This is a genomic window from Salinispora pacifica CNR114 (assembly GCF_000514775.1).
Taxonomy (GTDB): domain Bacteria; phylum Actinomycetota; class Actinomycetes; order Mycobacteriales; family Micromonosporaceae; genus Micromonospora; species Micromonospora pacifica.
Genome location: NZ_AZWO01000022.1, coordinates 22,622 through 38,853, shown reverse-complemented (window position 1 = coordinate 38,853; position 16,232 = coordinate 22,622). Strand labels below are relative to the sequence as shown.

Annotated in this window: 17 protein-coding genes; 11 read left to right on the top strand and 6 right to left on the bottom strand. The window is 68.3% G+C overall.

The genetic code is table 11. The features are described from left to right. Positions 1-8: 8 nt before the first annotated feature. The 3 genes from purM (at position 9) to amcA (ending at position 2,674) form a co-directional block, all read left to right on the top strand. The gene (purM, locus tag B118_RS0115275; protein WP_018221738.1) at positions 9-1,163 is read left to right on the top strand and encodes a phosphoribosylformylglycinamidine cyclo-ligase; all 1,155 of its coding nucleotides are present in this window, start codon (positions 9-11) and stop codon (positions 1,161-1,163) included. A gap of 202 nt (positions 1,164-1,365) precedes the next feature. Continuing rightward, positions 1,366-2,469, top strand: a complete 1,104-nt coding sequence (gene amcB / locus B118_RS0115265) for a cyclophane-forming radical SAM peptide maturase AmcB (protein ID WP_332308193.1) — start codon at positions 1,366-1,368, stop codon at positions 2,467-2,469. Further along, entirely contained in the window at positions 2,438-2,674 is a 237-nt protein-coding gene (gene amcA / locus B118_RS0115260) for a multiple cyclophane-containing RiPP AmcA (protein WP_018727989.1), read from the top strand. Before amcB ends, amcA begins: the two co-directional genes overlap by 32 nt. A 209-nt stretch (positions 2,675-2,883) precedes the next feature. Here amcA and B118_RS0115255 read toward each other — a convergent pair whose 3' ends face one another. Both B118_RS0115255 and B118_RS0115250 read right to left on the bottom strand, forming a co-directional pair. Then, a complete protein-coding gene (locus B118_RS0115255) occupies positions 2,884-3,099 on the bottom strand; it encodes a DUF3073 domain-containing protein (protein ID WP_018221734.1) in 216 nt (71 codons plus the stop codon). Positions 3,100-3,390: 291 nt separating this feature from the next. Next, positions 3,391-4,473, bottom strand: a complete 1,083-nt coding sequence (locus tag B118_RS0115250) for a Glu/Leu/Phe/Val dehydrogenase dimerization domain-containing protein (RefSeq protein WP_018221733.1) — start codon at positions 4,471-4,473, stop codon at positions 3,391-3,393. Between the two features lie 218 nt (positions 4,474-4,691). Between B118_RS0115250 and B118_RS0115245 the strand changes: the two genes are divergently transcribed. Then, positions 4,692-5,531 carry a DUF8083 family protein gene (locus tag B118_RS0115245; protein WP_018221732.1) on the top strand — a complete coding sequence of 280 codons (840 nt, stop codon included), beginning with the start codon at positions 4,692-4,694 and terminating at the stop codon, positions 5,529-5,531. 252 nt (positions 5,532-5,783) lie between these two features. Next, the gene (locus B118_RS0115240; protein WP_007073996.1) at positions 5,784-5,993 is read left to right on the top strand and encodes a BldC family transcriptional regulator; all 210 of its coding nucleotides are present in this window, start codon (positions 5,784-5,786) and stop codon (positions 5,991-5,993) included. Between the two features lie 165 nt (positions 5,994-6,158). On the opposite strand, the gene B118_RS0115235 is transcribed toward B118_RS0115240, so the two are convergent. Continuing rightward, entirely contained in the window at positions 6,159-6,539 is a 381-nt protein-coding gene (locus B118_RS0115235) for a PPOX class F420-dependent oxidoreductase (protein WP_018221731.1), read from the bottom strand. Between the two features lie 224 nt (positions 6,540-6,763). Here B118_RS0115235 and B118_RS0115230 point away from each other — a divergent pair, with 224 nt between their 5' ends. Together B118_RS0115230 and B118_RS0115225 are read left to right on the top strand one after the other, a co-directional pair. After that, positions 6,764-7,621: a 3-hydroxyacyl-CoA dehydrogenase family protein gene (locus tag B118_RS0115230; RefSeq protein WP_018221730.1), complete on the top strand. Its 858-nt coding sequence runs from the start codon at positions 6,764-6,766 to the stop codon at positions 7,619-7,621. Next, entirely contained in the window at positions 7,618-8,361 is a 744-nt protein-coding gene (locus B118_RS0115225; RefSeq protein WP_018811916.1) for an enoyl-CoA hydratase/isomerase family protein, read from the top strand. Before B118_RS0115230 ends, B118_RS0115225 begins: the two co-directional genes overlap by 4 nt. Positions 8,362-8,536: 175 nt before the next feature. Here the strand turns inward: B118_RS0115225 and B118_RS0115220 are convergent, their stop codons facing one another. Together B118_RS0115220 and B118_RS0115215 are read right to left on the bottom strand one after the other, a co-directional pair. Next, the gene (locus B118_RS0115220) at positions 8,537-9,871 is read right to left on the bottom strand and encodes an ABC transporter substrate-binding protein (RefSeq protein WP_018811917.1); all 1,335 of its coding nucleotides are present in this window, start codon (positions 9,869-9,871) and stop codon (positions 8,537-8,539) included. Between the two features lie 146 nt (positions 9,872-10,017). Further along, the gene (locus B118_RS0115215) at positions 10,018-10,536 is read right to left on the bottom strand and encodes an SRPBCC family protein (protein ID WP_018811918.1); all 519 of its coding nucleotides are present in this window, start codon (positions 10,534-10,536) and stop codon (positions 10,018-10,020) included. A gap of 227 nt (positions 10,537-10,763) precedes the next feature. On the opposite strand from B118_RS0115215, the gene B118_RS0115210 reads away from it, so the two are divergent. From B118_RS0115210 to B118_RS0115200, 3 genes are all read left to right on the top strand, one after another. Next, positions 10,764-11,225 (top strand): GbsR/MarR family transcriptional regulator, encoded by a 462-nt coding sequence (locus B118_RS0115210; protein ID WP_018221726.1) that lies wholly within the window; start codon positions 10,764-10,766, stop codon positions 11,223-11,225. A 1-nt stretch (position 11,226) separates the two neighbouring features. Next, entirely contained in the window at positions 11,227-12,525 is a 1,299-nt protein-coding gene (locus B118_RS0115205) for a glycosyltransferase (RefSeq protein ID WP_018811919.1), read from the top strand. Positions 12,526-12,874: 349 nt separating this feature from the next. After that, positions 12,875-13,723: a hypothetical protein gene (locus B118_RS0115200; protein ID WP_018823974.1), complete on the top strand. Its 849-nt coding sequence runs from the start codon at positions 12,875-12,877 to the stop codon at positions 13,721-13,723. 243 nt (positions 13,724-13,966) lie between these two features. Here B118_RS0115200 and B118_RS0115195 read toward each other — a convergent pair whose 3' ends face one another. Beyond that, on the bottom strand, positions 13,967-14,815 hold the full coding sequence (locus tag B118_RS0115195; RefSeq protein ID WP_026270790.1) for a CPBP family intramembrane glutamic endopeptidase: 849 nt from the start codon (positions 14,813-14,815) through the stop codon (positions 13,967-13,969). A 468-nt stretch (positions 14,816-15,283) separates the two neighbouring features. On the opposite strand from B118_RS0115195, the gene B118_RS0115190 reads away from it, so the two are divergent. Continuing rightward, positions 15,284-16,207: a cation diffusion facilitator family transporter gene (locus tag B118_RS0115190; protein ID WP_028192984.1), complete on the top strand. Its 924-nt coding sequence runs from the start codon at positions 15,284-15,286 to the stop codon at positions 16,205-16,207. Positions 16,208-16,232 lie beyond the last annotated feature (25 nt).

Sequence of the window (16,232 nt, the reverse complement as noted above, 5' to 3'; positions counted from 1 at the left end):
GGAGAACCGTGACGCACGTGTCCGAGCGCAGCGGCGCAGGAAGTAGCCAGACCGGTGCCGGCGGTGACCGCCAGCCCTGGACCACCGCCACCGGGCGTCCGGTGCGCAAACGTTCGGCCTCGTACCTGGATGCCGGGGTCTCGATCGAGGCGGGCGACCGCGCGGTCGAGCTACTCAAGTCGAAGGTGAAGCAGACTCGACGACCAGAGGTGATGGGCGACCTGGGTGGCTTCGCCGGCCTGTTCCGGCTGGACACGAAGAAGTACAAGAACCCGATCCTGGCCTCCTCCACCGATGGGGTCGGCACGAAGCTGGTGATCGCGCAGCAGCTCGGCATTCACGACACGGTCGGCATCGACCTGGTCGCCATGGTCGTGGACGACCTGGTGGCGTGCGGTGCCGAGCCGCTGTTCCTGCTCGACTACATCGCCACCGGTGAGGTCGTCCCGGACCGGGTGGCCGAGATCGGCGCCGGAATCGCCGATGGCTGCCGTTACGCCGGTTGCGCCCTGCTGGGTGGGGAGACCGCCGAGCACCCCGGTGTCCTCCGGCCGGATGAGTACGACATCTCGGCCACCGGTGTGGGGGTGGTGGAGGAGAGCGAAATCCTCAGCTCCGAGCGGGTGGAGGTCGGCGACGTCGTGATCGCGATGCGCGCGTCCGGCCTACACTCCAACGGATTTTCCCTGGTCCGGCACGTGCTGCTGGGCGCCGGCCGAATGCGGCTGGACGTGGTCATCGAGGACTTTGGCCGGCAACGCACCCTTGGTGAGGAGCTGCTGACCCCCACCAAGATCTATGCGCAGGACTGTCTGAAGCTGATCGCTGAGGCGGAGGTCCGGGTATTCGCCCACGTGACCGGGGGCGGTATCCCGGGGAACCTGGTCCGGGTCCTGCCGGAGCACGTGGACGCGGTGGTCGATCGCGCTACCTGGAAGCCGCAGCCGATCTTCGACCTGGTGCAGTCCAAAGGGCGGATCGAAGCCCCGGAGATGGAAGCGACGTTCAACATGGGCGTCGGCATGTTCGCGATCGTCTCCGCCGAGGATGCCGACCGCGCGCTGGCCACCCTCACCGGCCGCGGCGTGGATGCGTGGCAGGCCGGTGAGATCATCGAAGGCACCGGCAATGTTCAGCTGGTCGGGCAGCACACCCGTGGCTGATTGCTTCGGTGCCCGGTTGGACTGCTGATCGGGCTTCGCACCGATCCCGACGGTCCGCGGGTCGAGGGCTTCACCCGGGTGGCCGACGCCGCCTAGCCTGGGGAGCACTCGCGCAACGTCGCCGGGGCACGTCGGGGTGTCGTGGTGCGCCCAGGCCTGGCAGAGGAGGGCGATGGCGGTACGGGGGCAGTCGACAGGTGGGATGCGCGGTTTGGCTGCCGTCCCAGCCTATGTGGTTATGCAGCCCACAACGCTCTGCAATCTCGACTGCGTGTACTGCTATCTCCCGCTCCGCCACGCTAACCGGCGGATGCCGGTCAGCGTGGCGGAGGCGGTGGCGGCATCAGTCAACCCGTGGGCGCGAGCCGGGCGGTTCTCCGTGGTGTGGCACGGTGGCGAGCCACTCGCCGCCGGGCCCGAGCTGCTCGCCGCGTTGATTGCCCCGTTCGGGCCGGAGGTCGAGCATCACGTCCAGACCAACGCGACGCTGATCGACGATGTTTGGTGTCGGTTCTTCGCGGAGCACCGGGTCCGGGTGAGTGTCAGCGTGGACGGGCCGCGGGAGCGCAGCACGGATCGGGTCACCCGGGGTCGGCGTCCCGCGTACCCCCAGATCATGCGGGGAGTCGAGGCACTGCGTCGGCATGGGCTGCCGTTTTCGGCGCTGGCCGTGGTGGGGCGGCCCGCGCCGGGTCTCGCCCGTGAACTGTACGACTTCTTCCTTGATCTCGGCCCGGACGTGTTGGGCGTGAACATCGAGGAGACCGAGGGGGTCAATACGCGGGCCAACCGCCACGACGCGGCTGCGGTGGCCGCCTTCTGGTCCGAGTTGGTGGCGGCCTGGCGCCGGAACCCCCGCATCCATCTGCGTGAGGTCGAGTGGTCCCTGCGGTACGTCGCCGCGGTGTTGGACGGCGTCGAGGAGCAGGTACTGCCCCGTCGGCTGGATCCGATTCCCACGGTCGGTCATGACGGGTCGGTGACCGTGCTATCGCCCGAACTGGCGGGCTTCACCAACCCCCGATACGGCGACTTCAGCAGTGGCAACGTGCTGGTCACTCCGCTGGCGAAGATCCTGGCCGAGGCCGCGGAGACACCCTGGGTCGGGGAGTTCCTCGCCGGGGTGGAGGCTTGCCGGGCGTCGTGTTCCTACTTCGGTTTCTGCGGCGGTGGCCATGCGGCCAATCGCTACTTCGAGCAGGGCCGCTTTGACGGTACGGAGACCGAGCACTGCCGCAACAGCAAGATCCGCCTACTGGAGGGAGTATTGGAGCATGCCCGAGGACACCGGTCCCCAGCAACCTGAGCGCACGGCAGGCACGGTCTCGGAGGACGTGGTCGATCGGGTCCGCGCCGCTGGCGCCGACCTCACCACGTTGCTCCGGGAGGCCGAGGCGGCCCGGCGGCTACGGGCGGAGGCGGCGGGAGATGGCTCCGCCAGCGCGGTCTGCGCCTGGAACCACTTCGAGAACATCCCGACGTTCTACAACTGGAACAACCGTCCACGCTGAGGGTTACACCGAGTAACGCAGAGTTGGCTGGTTGGTTACACCGAAGCCGTCCACGCTCCGCCGGTGTTCCGCCACTCCTGCCGGACAGGGCGCGTCTCGGAGCCACTGCCAGTACTCCGAGACACACCCCGCCTCCGTCGGGGACCGCTGACCGATGGGCACAAACATGAGCACGCGGATCGACCGCGTGCTCATGTTGCGACCAGGGGTCAGCGGTTGGGACGAGCCCGGCTGTCCGGGTCGTCGTCCACGTGGTCCTCGTCATCGTCGTCGACATACTCTTTGTAGTCGTCGTCGAAGTCGTGGTCCGACTTGTGGCTGCCGCCGAGTTCGCGTTGCAAGGCGGCGAGGTCGGTGTTCGGGGAGTGGTACTTCAACTCCCGGGCCACCTTTGTCTGCTTGGCCTTAGCTCGGCCGCGCCCCATGGCTCGACCCCCTCGCACAGAATGCGGGGCAGCCCGAAGGCGGGCCCCGATGACGTCAGGCATCTCTCGTGGCTCTTACGGTACATGGAGATGCCATCGTTCGGCACCTCGGGTTACCGTCGCCCGGCTCCGCGCGTCGCGGCGGGCCGGTCGTCACCCAGTGTACTCGGTAAGGGCCAATCCGGAGAGCGCCCCTAACAGCAGGCGAATCACCGTGAATCCAGCTTAACCGCGTTGCGCCGCTGTGGCGGCCCAGGGGCGGAACCAGCCCGGCCCGCCCCCGGGCTGGGATCAGGGCAGCAGGATTGTCCGCAGCCGGCCCACCTCAGCCATCCGTCGCTCGGCCAGCCGGTCCGCGGCCACCGCCGGAGGCACCCCCTCGGTATCGGCGAGCCTCAGGATCTCCCGCGTGGTGTCGTAGATCTTGGTCGCTCGCAGCTTCGCGCGTTCGAAGTTGAAGCCCTCGATCTCGTCGGCAACCTGGATCACGCCACCGGCGTTGACCACGTAGTCGGGCGCGTACAGGATGCCCCGGTCGGCGAGGAGTTTTTCGATGCCCGGGTGGGCGAGCTGGTTGTTCGCCGCCCCGGCGACCACCTTCGCCCGCAGCGCCGGGACGGTGTTGTCGTTGAGCGTGCCCCCCAGTGCGCACGGGGCGTACACCTCGATGTCGGACCCGGCGAGCACGGTGGCGTCGTCCATCAGCGTCACCTGCGGATGGTTCGTCCGCGCCCAGGCCAGGGCCCGCGGGTTCACGTCGGTCGCCACCACCTCGGCGCCGTCGTCCAGGAGGTGGCCGACCAGGTGCTTGCCGACCTTGCCCAGGCCGGCCACGCCGACTCGTCGGCCGCGCAGCGTCGGCGTGCCCCAGGCGTGCTCGGCTGCGGCGCGCATGCCCTGGAACACGCCCCAGGCGGTGAGGATCGAAGAGTCGCCGGCGCCCCCGTGCTCACGGCTTCGGCCGGTCACGTACCGAGTCTCCCGGGCGACCACGTCCATGTCGGCGACGTAGGTACCAACGTCGCAGGCAGTGTAGTAGCGGCCACCCAGGGTGGCCACAAAGCGGCCGTAGGCGCGCAACAGTGCCTCGCTCTTGAGCTGTTCGGGATCCCCCCAGATGACGGCCTTGCCGCCGCCCAGGTCCAGCCCGGCCAGGGCGTTCTTGTACGCCATGCCGCGGGAGAGGTCGAGCACGTCGGCGAGGGCCGCCTCCTCGTTCGCGTACGGGTAGAACCGGGTGCCGCCGAGCGCGGGTCCCAGCGCCGTGGAGTAGATGCCGATGATCGCCCGAAGGCCAGACTGTTTGTCCTGGCAGAACAGGACCTGCTCGTGGCCGACCGACCCGGGGTCGTCGGTGGTGGCGAATACGCCCATGACTCACTCCTGGTGGGGTGTGCGGCCTTGTGGGCCGCGGACCTGCGGACGCCGGCGGGATGCTGCCGGTTCCGCTGAGCCTAGTATCGGCCGACATCGTCTCCGTCGTCACCAGCGTGTGCGTTCGTACGGCGGGATCAGCCGCTCGGCGACTCTCCGGAGCGCACGCGAAACCGTGCCACCAGGGATTCGCATCTGACTCGTGGGAGGATCGCGCCGTGCCCTCGCTCTTCGCCGCATACCTGCGCGTGTACGAACCGTTGACTGCCTTCGACCGAGACCGCCAGGAATACTGGCGGCGTTACGTCGAGCAGGGCCGGGCTGTCGCCCCGGTGGAGGGGCCCGGCCGGCAGCTCACGATGGTGATCGAGGCGCTCGGCGCGGGTTGGACGCGGCTGCCGAATCTGCCGGACGAGGCGTACGTCCTGGAGGCGGACGACACCCTGCTGGTCTGCCCGTGGAACCTGCGCATCCGGGTCGCCGAGGCGGCACTGAACGCGCGCGATGGCGTACCCCCGGTGTTGGCGGACGCCTTTGTGCCGCCGGTGCTCGCCGGGAAGGCCAGGGCGGTGGTTGACGACTGGCGTAGCGGGGCGCGCGTACTGGAACACGGCGTTCCCCGGGTGCATGAGCAGATCGCCACCTGGGGCGTGCCGCTGCGGTGGTTTGTCCTCTTCGAGCCGGTGGAGCGGCACCAGGTCACCGAGCCCGGCCGGCGGGCACTGCGGTACCGGACGGAGATTTCCAAGGCCCGCCGGCGCTCGTCGCGGGCCCTTGCCGTGTTGCGGAAGTCGGTCGGTGCCGCGCCGATCACCGAGGCGGTGGAGGAGGCCGCGCGCTGGCTGGAGGAGTTCCATCCACGGTCGGTGGTGGAACTGGACTACGGCGGGCTGGTGTCGCTGCTCTCCGACGAGACCCTCGCGGCGGACGACTCGCCGGAGCTGGTCGCCGCTGGCCTGGCCGGGCTGTCTCGGGGTGAGGCGGAGGAGGCGTCAGCGGCCTACGACAAGCTGGTTGCACGGTGGCGTGCGGTGCAGTTGCTTGAGCGGTGCAACTGACGCCAAATCGGTGGATTTCACTTCGCCAATCTGGGAACCTTTCGCACTTGATTCGCCACGAACCGTGATCATGAAGCTAGATAAGGTGGCTTCTGTCACATTAAAGGGGAATAATTCGGGCATGGTTCATCCGTCCGTCTAGGTACGTTCGGCCGTTCGGCCCATGTCGGACATCGGGGACTAGCCGGACCATGGGAGACGCGTCGGCCGGCGGGACCCCGGCCGGTGTCTATACACGTGGAGGAGTGACCCATGGCATCGCGAACGCACGAACCGGAGCCGCTGCTCACGCCGGCCGAGGTGGCGTCGATGTTCCGTGTCGACCCGAAGACGGTGACCCGTTGGGCCAAGGCCGGCAAGCTGAGTGCGATTCGGACTCTTGGCGGGCACCGCAGGTACCGGGAGTCGGAGGTCAGAGCGCTGCTGCAGGGGCAGATCCCGCAGCAGCGTCAGGGGGACTGACCTGGTGAGAACCAACGGACAATGTGGGTAGGGCGGTGGACGATCTGTCTACCGCCCTACGGCATTTCTGTGGGTGAACGCGGCTCAGCCCTCGGAAGGGCTCCGCGGGCGGACGCGACTGGCGGGCGGACGCGACTGGTCCCCGGGAGTCTCCGCGGGCGCGGATCAGTCCTTGAGCGTGACCCGGATTCCGATCGTGCCCTGCTCGCCCCGGCGCAACCGGCTCCCCAGCAGGGTCAGCCGGCCGAGCACCCGGTACTTCTCTTTGATCAGGCCCCGGACCCGCCGGGTGCCCGCCGAGTCGGCGAGCGCGGCGTAGCCGGGCACTGTCGGACCGTGCGGTCGCCCGCGGACATCGCAGGGGGCGATGGTCACATCGCCGCTGCGCCGGATCCGCTTCACCTTGCCGGAGCTGGCAACGGTCCATACTACGAGCGCATCGCCGTCGCGGACCGCCCAAACCGGGGTCGGTACCGCACGGCCATCCTTGCGGAAGGTCGTGAGCAAGATGTACTTCTCGGTCGCGAGTCGCTCCAGCGTGGTCACGCCGCCAGGATACGGCTCCGCAGCCGGTTGACCGGGCAGTGAGCCGGAACGGCGTGCCGTGCACCGCGGGGCTGGCGCGGCACGACACATCCGGAAGCCTCCTTCCGCCCGGTGCCGGGCTGCCGCGCGGTGCCTTCCAACCAATAGGGTCGCGGGGACGAGCGACACGGGTAGGCGGGACAACACGGGTGATCCCCGAGTCGCCGCCGGAGGGAGGAGGCGCCATGGGTGACCGTTGGGTCGTGATCGGAGCCGGCACGATGGGTCTCGGGATCGCGTACGTGGCCGCCGGTGCCGGCTACGACGTGGACCTGGTCGAGGTCGATCCGGCCCGGGGTGAGGCCGCCGTGGCGCGCCTCGGCGAGCTGTGGGACCGGGCCGTTGGCCGCGGCCGGTTAACGGTTGCGCAGGCCGACGCCAACCGGTCCCGGGTGACTGTTCGGGGAGCCCTCACTGAGGTCAGCGCCGGCCCGGAGGTCGTGGTCGAGGCCGTCCCGGAGCGGGCCGATCTGAAGCGCTCAGTGCTGCGCGACGCCGAGCACCTGCGCCCCGCGCTGTTGGCCAGCAACACCTCCAGCATCTCGATCGCCGAGCTGGCCGAGGGGCTGACCCGCCCGGACCGCTTCCTTGGCCTGCACTTCTTCAACCCGGTGTGGGCGATGACGCTGCTCGAGGTCGTCGTCGGCCCGGGGACCACGCCGCAGAGCACGGACGCGGCGGTCGCACTCGCAGCTCGGCTGGGTAAGGATCCCGTCGTCGTACGTGACCTGCCCGGCTTCGCCACCTCCCGGCTGGGCGTGACGCTCGGTCTGGAGGCGATTCGAATGGTCGCCGACAAGGTGGCGGAACCAGCGGACATCGACAAGGCGATGGTGCTCGGCTACCGGCATCCGGTGGGGCCACTGGAGCTCACCGACCTGGTTGGGCTGGACGTGCGGCTCGACATCGCCCGCACCCTGGCGGCCGCGTACGGGGAGCGGTTCGCGCCGCCGCCGCTGTTGGTCGAGATGGTTGCCGCCGGACACCTCGGCAAGAAGTCCGGCCAGGGCTTCTACCGGTGGGAGAACGGAGTGAAGGCGTGACGGGCCTGCGGATCGACGAACACGCCGACCGGGTGGTGGCGGTGCTGGACCGCCCAGAGAAGCGCAACGCCATCGACGTTGACCTTGTCCACGCGCTCCACGAACTCTGCGCCGAGCTGGAGGCTCGGCCGCGGCTGCTGCTGCTCACCGGAGGTGCCGAGGGCATATTCGCCGGGGGCGCCGACATCGGACAGCTCCGCGAGCGCGACCGGCTGGATGCCCTCGCCGCGATCAACTCGGCGGTCTTCGCCCGGATCAGGGCGCTGCCGATGCCGACCGTGGTAGCTGTCGACGGGCCGGCCCTGGGCGGTGGCGCCGAGCTGGCGTACGCCGGCGACCTACGGGTGTGCACCTCGCGGGCCGTCTTCGGACAGCCCGAGGTGCGGCTCGGCATCCTGGCCGGGGCGGGGGCGACGCACCGGTTGCCGGCGCTGGTCGGCGAGGCGCGGGCGAAGGAGCTGCTCTTCACCGGCCGGCGGGTGGATGCCGCGGAGGCCCTGCGGATCGGTCTGGTCAACCAGGTGGTCGCCGAGCCGGCCGAGCTGCTGCCGGCGGCGCACACCCTGCTCGACGAGGTGGCGAAGGGCTCCGCGCTCGCGTTACGGCTGACCAAGCTGGCCGTGGACGCTCCGGCCGCCGCGCACCCACACGTGGATCTGGTCAGTCAGGCAGTGCTCTTTGCGGACGAGGAAAAGCACCGCCGGATGACCGACTTTCTCGAGCGTCGGCGCCGGCCGTAGCTCCAGGTGCTGCTGTCGGCGCGGTGCGGGCACGTGGCCGGCTGGGCGGGACACGGAGGCCGGGCGGGGCATGTAGCCGGCCGGAGGCACGTGGCCGGCCGGGCGGGGCACGTAGCTGGCAGGGGCGGGGCCGCACCGTGCTTCGGTGCGGCCCCGCCCAGCGCCCGACTGCGGCTCAGCGGCGCAGCGACACCCCGGCGTCGGCGAGAGCCCGGATCAGCCCGGCCGACTCGTTGAATCCGATGATCACGACAGCGTCGGACCCAGTTTCCTTGATCTCGCGGACCACGGACGTGAAATCCACCGTTGCCGCCTCGGCCCCCTCCGGCGGCTGATAGGTGTTCAGCGTGATTCGGCCCGCGTCGATGCCTGCCTGTTCCAGCTCGGACCGGACGATCTCCTGTAGTCCCTCGCCGTAGGAGTCCTGACGGGCCACGATGGCGACCTGCTGCGGGCCGTCCCGCAGGATGACGTCAGCCAGTGCCCGGCCCTGCAGGTTGTCGGACGGAGCGGTCCGGAAATAGCGGTCCTCGTCGTCCAGATCGGTGAGGCTCGCTTCGGTGTTCGACGGGGAGAACAGCACCATCCCGGCCTGCACCACGTCGGGCAACACCGCCCGCGAGACGCCCGATGCGCCGGCGCCGATGATGACGTGAACGCCGGCGGCGGCATGGCTCGCCACGGTCGCCTTGGCCACCACCGGATCAGTCCCGTCATCGCCGTCGATCCAGGTTACTGGGGAGCCAAGGACGCCACCCGCGGCGTTGATCTCCTGGATCGCGAGGGCGGCGCCGGCGGCGAGGGGCGGGTGGGACAGCACGAGGGCACCGGTCTGCGGTAGCAGGCCCCCCAGCACCAGCGGGCCTTCCGCGTCTTCGTCGGCCGCCCCGGTCTCCGGTGGCGGTGTGCTGCTCGCGCTGGACTCGAACCCCGCACCGACGAACTCCGTCTTGGCGTCGTTGATCTGCGTCCCGTCGAAGTGCAGGGTGGCGTAGCTGGCGGTCGAGGGCTCGCCGGCGGCAGTGAACCCACCTCGGCTGAGCGAGATGCCACGGTACTCGATGTCCTGCCCGTCCCGGGCCAGCGCGAGGCAGTCCACGGCGGTCTCACACCGCTGGCCGCCGTTGGTGACTCCGACGATCTGTGCGGCGAAAGCCGCCGGATCGGTAGTGCCGGCGAGCTGCGCGGCGAGTGCACTGATCAGTACCGCGTCGTAGGCCTCCGCCGCATAGATGAAGCTGGTCAGGTCGGGTTCGATCGACAGCAACCGGTCCTTGAATTCTTCCGGCAGCGGCGTCAGCGGTGTGGTCCCCTTCATCCCGTCAACCAGGTTGGCCCGGTCTCCCAACTCGGCGGGGAACGAATTGAGCATGGTGCTGTCGGTGCCGTAGAGACGTACCGAGGTAGTGGTGGCCTCGTTGGTCTCGTCGTTCCCGCAGGCGCTGCTGGCGAGCAGGAGCGTCGCGCAGGCGGCAAGGGTGGCAGCTCGCGTGGCGCGTGGGATCAGCATCGCAGTCCTTCCTCGGCGAAGTAACGCTGCGCAGCGTAGCGCGCCTGGCAAGCCGCCCAAAACCCTGGTTATCGCTACCCGCAGGTAGGCCACCTTGTTACTCACCGTGTTGTAGAAGGTGGTGGGAAAGCGGTCGAGTCAGTGCTTCAGCCGAGGGCGCGCTTCGCCACCACACGCGCATAGCGGGCGAGAAGTTCGGACCAGCCAGCGGTCAGCGCCCGGCGGTAGCCCTCCGCTGCGGGGCCGTGCCGATCGAAGTGTCGGTGTTCCACCTCTACCCGGGTCTGCCCCGAGCGGTCGGGGCGAAAGAGCGCCTCGACCTCGCTGGCCCGGGCCGGATCGGGTGCTGGAACGCGGTCTGCCCCGATCTGCCAGGTGAAGACGAGTCGGCGGGGCGGGGTCCAGGCCAGCACCCGGCCCCAGTCGTTACGGAAGCCGTGCGGGCCGATTTCGTACAGCATCCCACCGGCCCGTGGTTCCATCCCCAGCGCGGTCAGGAGGCCGGGGCCGGACCAGGTGTACTCCGTGACCCACCAGTCGGTTATTGCGCCGGTGAATATCTCGAATGCCTGCTGCGCCGAGGCGGGAATGAGGAGCGAGCTGCGGAGCGAGAACCGTGCGAAATCCTGCTGGATATCGACGGGATCGATTATCTCCTGTCCCATAAGCCCGGACCATACCGGCTGATGCCTGCCGGTGCAGCATTGGGAGTGCGCGATTTAGCTGTTTATGGCAGTGATGTAGCAGGGCGGGTCGTCAATACCTCCATCGGGATTATGTTCCTGGTGGAAATTCTCGTATTTCGCCCTGGTCTCGGTTTCTGGACGACGTTTAGTGTCTAGGTTTAGAAAATTTTGAACGTTCAAGACTCTTGTGTCAGGAAGGGGAGCGGATGGACCCGGAGGTTGGCCGGCGATACGCCGAGGAGGTCGGCGTCGTCCTGGCTCGGATGGGCACCACCCCCGCCTTCGGCAAGCTGCTGGGCTGGCTGCTCATCTGCGACCCGCCGAAACAGACCACCGCGCAGCTGTGTGCGGCGATGGGGCTCTCCAAGGCCTCGGTATCCACCGGCATGCGGGTGCTGGAACAGTCCGGCCTGGTCCGACGGGTGCCGAGCCCGGGCCGAGGGCACGCGTACGAGATGCATCCGGACGCCTTCGCCCGTGCCCTCGACCCGACCGACAAGATGCGGGCTTTCATCGATCTGATGCAGCGCGGGATCGATCTGGTGGGCGACGCGGGGGCACCTGAGGCCAGCCGGTTACGCCATACCCGCGACTTCTACACCTTCATGGTCGAGCGCACCCCCGCCCTGATGGAGGAGTTCCGTCGACAAGCGCGAAAGGACAGTTAGGATGCGAATCCTGGTGATCACCGTAGGGTCGCGAGGGGATGTCCAACCGTACGTGGCCCTCGGCAAAGGTCTCCAGTCGGCCGGCCATGACGTCACCCTCGCCACCTGCGCCCGGTTCCGGTCGTTCGTCACCGACCAGGGTCTGGCATACGGCGAACTCAGTGACGACATATTGCAGCTGCTGGATTCGGCATCCGGCCGGGCGGCGATGGAGGACACCACCGGATTGCTCGGGGCGGTCAGGACCAACATCCGGCTGGCCCGGCAGGCGAACCCGATCAACCGGAGGTTGCTGACCGACGCCTGGGCAGCAGCGAGGCAGGCCGAGCCAGATCTGGTCGTCTACCACCCGAAGGTGCTGGCCGGTCCGCACATCGCCGAGAGGCTCGGCGTACCGGTAGTCCTGGCGCTGCCGGTGCCGGTCGCCGTGCCGACCGGCGACTTCCCCCTCGTCGGGCTGCCCGAACTGCCGCTCGGCCGGTGGTACAACCGACTGACCTACCGCCTGGCCGGTGCCGGATACCGAATGTACGACGGCATGGTGAACACCTTTCGCCGCGACGCACTCGGGCTCCCGAAGACCCGTGGTGCCGCGCTGACCACCCGGCTCCCCGACGGGCGACCGATCCCGGTGCTGCACGGCATCAGCGAGCACGTCCTGCCGCGTCCCGCCGACTGGCCCGGGCACGCGCATCTCACCGGCTACTGGTTCCTTGACGACGCCGCCCGCTGGCAGCCCCCGGCCGCCCTAGTCGACTTCATCGAGGCGGGCGACCCACCGGTCTACGTCGGCTTCGGCAGCATGGCCGGGCGTGACCCGCGCCGACTCACCCGCCTCGTCGGCGAGGCACTGCGCCGGGCCGGCGTCCGCGGCATCGTGGCCACCGGTTGGGGTGGGTTGGCGGCGACCGCGCCGTCGGGCACCGAGTCGTCAGACACCGTATGGCACCTCACCCAGGCCCCACACGACTGGCTCTTCCCGCGGATGTCCGCCATCGTGCACCACGGTGGGGCCGGCACCACCGCGGCGGCGCTACGCGCTGGCAAGCCCTCGGTGATCTGCCCGTTTCTCCTGGATCAGTTCGTCTGGGGTCGGCAGGTGTTCGCGCTCGGCGCGGGCAGTGCGCCCATCCCGCAGCGGAAGCTCACTGCGCAGCGCCTGGCCACCGCAATCCGTGCGGTCACCACCGATGCCGACATCCGGGCCGCCGCGGCCAAGCTGGGGCGGAGCCTCGCGACCGAGGATGGCGTGGCGAACGCGGTCGGCAGGATCGACGCTCTCCTCGGCCCGACGGGTTAGGGTGCCAGCACCGAGTGGCCGCGCCCCCGGATGCCCTGGGCCTGAGTCGGCTGCGGCTTCGTCCGTGGAAAGGACGCCGAAGAGTACTGCGACGCGTCACTGTCACCCGATCACAATCAGCGACACCGTGCGACGTACTCGTGCGCCATACCCGTTCCTACCTGCGATCTCACGGGGATCACCACACCACGTAACCCCGTGGCTGTAGTAGGTTGTCTGATTTGCCGGCTTGGCTAATCTACGAATTCACCATATCCTACCGGTGTAGCACCCGTTGCCTCCGGCCGCCGCAGGTCGGAGGCTGTGTTTGAGCCCTGAGTTTGCATCCGGAGTAAAGGGAGTCAAAGCGTTGACCGACGAGTCCGGTAAGGCCAACTTCAGCGGAATCTACAACCAGGAGACGCCGTGCGCGTACTACGCTAACCTGCGCCGGTTGAAATACGAGATCCCGCAGCATGGGGCTACCGTATTCAACCAGCTGATCGATGCTCAACCGTGGGGTGGTGGCTATCGCCCCACCGTGCTCGACGTGTGCTGTTCCTATGGCATCGTCGGGGTGCTCACCAAGACCGATCTTGAGCTGGACGACGTGTACACGTACTACCAGGGTGCCAGTGACGACGGGCGTACCGTGGACCAGGTGCGCCGCGCCGAGAACGAATTTCTGGGTCAGCGGGCCCGGCCAGACGCCCCGCACGTAATCGGGTTGGACGTCGCCGAGAATGCTACTCGGCACGGGGTGGCGGTCGGTGCGCTCGACGACGCCTTTGTCGAGAACCTGGAGGCGACAACGCCGTCGTCAGAATTGGCCAAGAAGATGTCGGAGGTTGACCTCATCACGACCACGGGTGGCATCGGCTATGTCACCGAGCGGACGTTCGAGCGGCTGCTCACCTGCACTGAGGATCCGCCCTGGGTCGCCGCGTTCTGCCTTCGGACGTACGACTATGAGCCGATCTCGGACGTGCTCGCGCAGTACGGGCTCGTAACCGAGAAGGCGGACCAGGCTGTTCGGCAGCGGCGGTTTATCGACGACACCGAACGGGAGTGGGCGATGGCGGAGTTGGCGGCGCGGGGCGTCGACCCGGCCGACATGGAGAGTGCGGGGTATTTGTATGCCGACTTCTACCTCTCCCGGCCGAGGGAAGATGCGACAGAGAAGCCGTTGGCCGACCTGGTGACGATTCCCGCCAACTAGCTGACGCTGTCCCCGCCCTCGTCAAAGACTGCGCTGGTGGCGCGGGGGTGAGTCGGTGAGAGCGCCCTCCGGGCCGGCGGGATCACGGTTGCGGTGAACTCGGCTGGCCGATTCGAGGGCTGCTACGCGTGCGATCGAGGCTTGGGGACTGCTGCCCTGGACGCGGGCGGGTCCCCAAGCCTCCCCCAGGTAGATCAGGTGTTGGTGGCCGGGCGTTGAGCTGCCCCCGTGGTGCCGGCGCTGTCAGGCCGTGCCCCGCATGAGGGCGAGCAGCATCCCAAACACGATCACTGTTTGGATCGAGTGCGGAATGACCGAGAGCCACATGCTCCGATAGCGCCTTACTGGTAGTGACATGATTAGTCCGCTGGTCAGCATGATGCCGCCAGCAGTCCAGGGCTGATGTAGGTGGTACAGGCCGAACAGGACGCCGTTGGCGAACCAGTCCGCTGACCCGAACACGCCTTGCATCCTGGGTAGGAGGATGCCGCGGAAGATGAACTCCTCACCGAGGAAGACGTTGAAAATGCTGAGCGTCAGAAAGAGCGCCAGGAACCACCAGGCTCCTTCCATCCGCGGGGCGACTTCGGTCGAGAACAGCGTTTCGGCGTCCTGGAAGGGCAATGGGGCCAGTCCGGGTAGTAGATGCTGCTGCAGGTTCTGAATCGCCGGTGCCAGGTACATCATATTGAGTACGAACGCGATTCCCAGTGGCGCCAGCAGCCAGAGGAGGCGTTTGCGGGGCCGACCGTTCACCGGGTCTCTGGGAACCTGTAACCACAGCCGGCGGGCCATTGCGGAGGGACCTACTGATTTCTCCTCGCGCCGGAGTATCAACATTGCCAGCACGAACTGCCAGACCAGGCCGGCCGCGAGCGTGCCGGTCGCCAGCACCACGGTGTCGTAGGGGCCGTCTGCTACTGCGGGGGTAATCACCCAGTAGCCCAAGCCCATGGGTAGGGCGGCGGCCGCCCAGATTCCCAGGATTTTCGCCAGCGAGTACTGTGCCGGCAGGTCGGTCGATGTTGCTGTGGGCGTGCCGGGTCGCTGCCTCGGCGGACCCGGCCGACTCTGCGTGGTGCCACCGCCCATACCGCTCAGCTCCTCGTTGATGTGTTGCCTCCTGGCCTAATTGTTGTGCCGGCGAAAGGCGTTCGTCCATGGCGGCCAGCCGGCCAGAATCGGGTAGGGAATCCCGGTCTTCCGGCTTGGGGCTCTCCCTACCTTTCGTGCGGGATTCACGCGCCGGGGCGGGCGAGGCTCGCTGCTGCCCTCCCCGTAGTTCGTTTCAGCGTTATATCGCTCTTTATCGGCGTTGGGACGTGTGTTGGGTATGTAAACGGAATATCTGGAGCGGTTGCCCATACCAATATCAATCCGTTGAGGAAAACTGCCGGCTGTTCTGGCGCTCGTCATCCCTGGGTGCGCCTGGCGGGTGGGGTGTTCGCCTGCTCGACGGAGCCCGCCGGACTGTCGCTGGTGGTGTTCGCCACACTTGCACGTATAGTGATGTAAGCATATGTTCGTCGTGGCGCTGACAACTGAGCAGGGGAGAGGCGGATGGGCGCGGGGCACGATCACGGTCAACAAGCGGCGCGGGCCGGTGCGAAGCACCGGGGTCGGCTCTGGGCGGCCTTCGGGCTGCTCCTCACCTTTATGGTCGTGGAGGCGGTCGCGGCGGTGATGACCGGCTCCTTGGCGCTGCTCTCCGACGCCGGCCACATGTTCACCGATGTCCTCGGTATCGGCATGGCCCTGGCCGCGATCACCGCCGCCAGCAGGGCGTCCCGGTCTGGCCAGCGAACGTTCGGGCTCTATCGGATGGAGGTGCTGGCGGCGCTGGCCAACGCCGTCCTGCTGTTCGCGGTGGCCTGCTACGTGGTGGTCGAGGCGGTACGTCGGTTCAGTCAGCCGCCGGAGGTTCTGGCGGGGCCGATGCTGGCGGTGGCGGCAGCGGGCCTGGCGGCCAATGTCGTCGCCTTCTTCCTCCTGCGCGCGGGCTCGCGGGAGAGTCTGAACGTGCGGGGCGCCTACCTGGAGGTTCTGGGAGACCTGTTCACCTCCGTCGGCGTGATCGTTGCCGCGGTCGTGATCGCCGTGACCGACTGGTGGTACGCCGATCCGCTGATCGCGGTGGCGGTGGGGCTGTTCATCCTGCCCCGCGCGTACCAGTTGGGCCGCGCCGCGCTGCGGGTGCTGGTGCAGGCCGCGCCGGCACATCTGGACATCTCCGCCGTGCGGGCGGCGCTACTCGCCGTGGACGGGGTAGCCGACGTGCACGACCTGCACGTATGGACGCTAACCTCGGGGATGGACGTTGCTTCGGCGCACCTGGCTCTCAACCGTGATGCCGATCTTGCCGCAGTGCTGGCCCGGTCCCGGCGGCTGCTGCGGGATCGTTTCGCGATCGAGCACGCCACCCTGCAGGCCGAACCGGCGGAGCCGGCCGACGCGGACGCTGTCTGCCACGGGAGTGGGTGGTGATCTGCGTCGCTCCCGGGAACCAGCG

Coding starts and splice junctions, on each gene's coding strand:
- amcB (WP_332308193.1), top strand. CDS start 1,366: ATGCGCGGTTTGGCTGCCGTCCCAGCCTATGTGGTTATGCAGCCCACA.
- amcA (WP_018727989.1), top strand. CDS start 2,438: ATGCCCGAGGACACCGGTCCCCAGCAACCTGAGCGCACGGCAGGCACG.
- B118_RS0115255 (WP_018221734.1), bottom strand. CDS start 3,099: ATGGGGCGCGGCCGAGCTAAGGCCAAGCAGACAAAGGTGGCCCGGGAG.
- B118_RS0115250 (WP_018221733.1), bottom strand. CDS start 4,473: ATGGGCGTATTCGCCACCACCGACGACCCCGGGTCGGTCGGCCACGAG.
- B118_RS0115240 (WP_007073996.1), top strand. CDS start 5,784: ATGGCATCGCGAACGCACGAACCGGAGCCGCTGCTCACGCCGGCCGAG.
- B118_RS0115230 (WP_018221730.1), top strand. CDS start 6,764: ATGGGTGACCGTTGGGTCGTGATCGGAGCCGGCACGATGGGTCTCGGG.
- B118_RS0115220 (WP_018811917.1), bottom strand. CDS start 9,871: ATGCTGATCCCACGCGCCACGCGAGCTGCCACCCTTGCCGCCTGCGCG.
- B118_RS0115215 (WP_018811918.1), bottom strand. CDS start 10,536: ATGGGACAGGAGATAATCGATCCCGTCGATATCCAGCAGGATTTCGCA.
- B118_RS0115210 (WP_018221726.1), top strand. CDS start 10,764: ATGGACCCGGAGGTTGGCCGGCGATACGCCGAGGAGGTCGGCGTCGTC.
- B118_RS0115205 (WP_018811919.1), top strand. CDS start 11,227: ATGCGAATCCTGGTGATCACCGTAGGGTCGCGAGGGGATGTCCAACCG.
- B118_RS0115195 (WP_026270790.1), bottom strand. CDS start 14,815: ATGGGCGGTGGCACCACGCAGAGTCGGCCGGGTCCGCCGAGGCAGCGA.
- B118_RS0115190 (WP_028192984.1), top strand. CDS start 15,284: ATGGGCGCGGGGCACGATCACGGTCAACAAGCGGCGCGGGCCGGTGCG.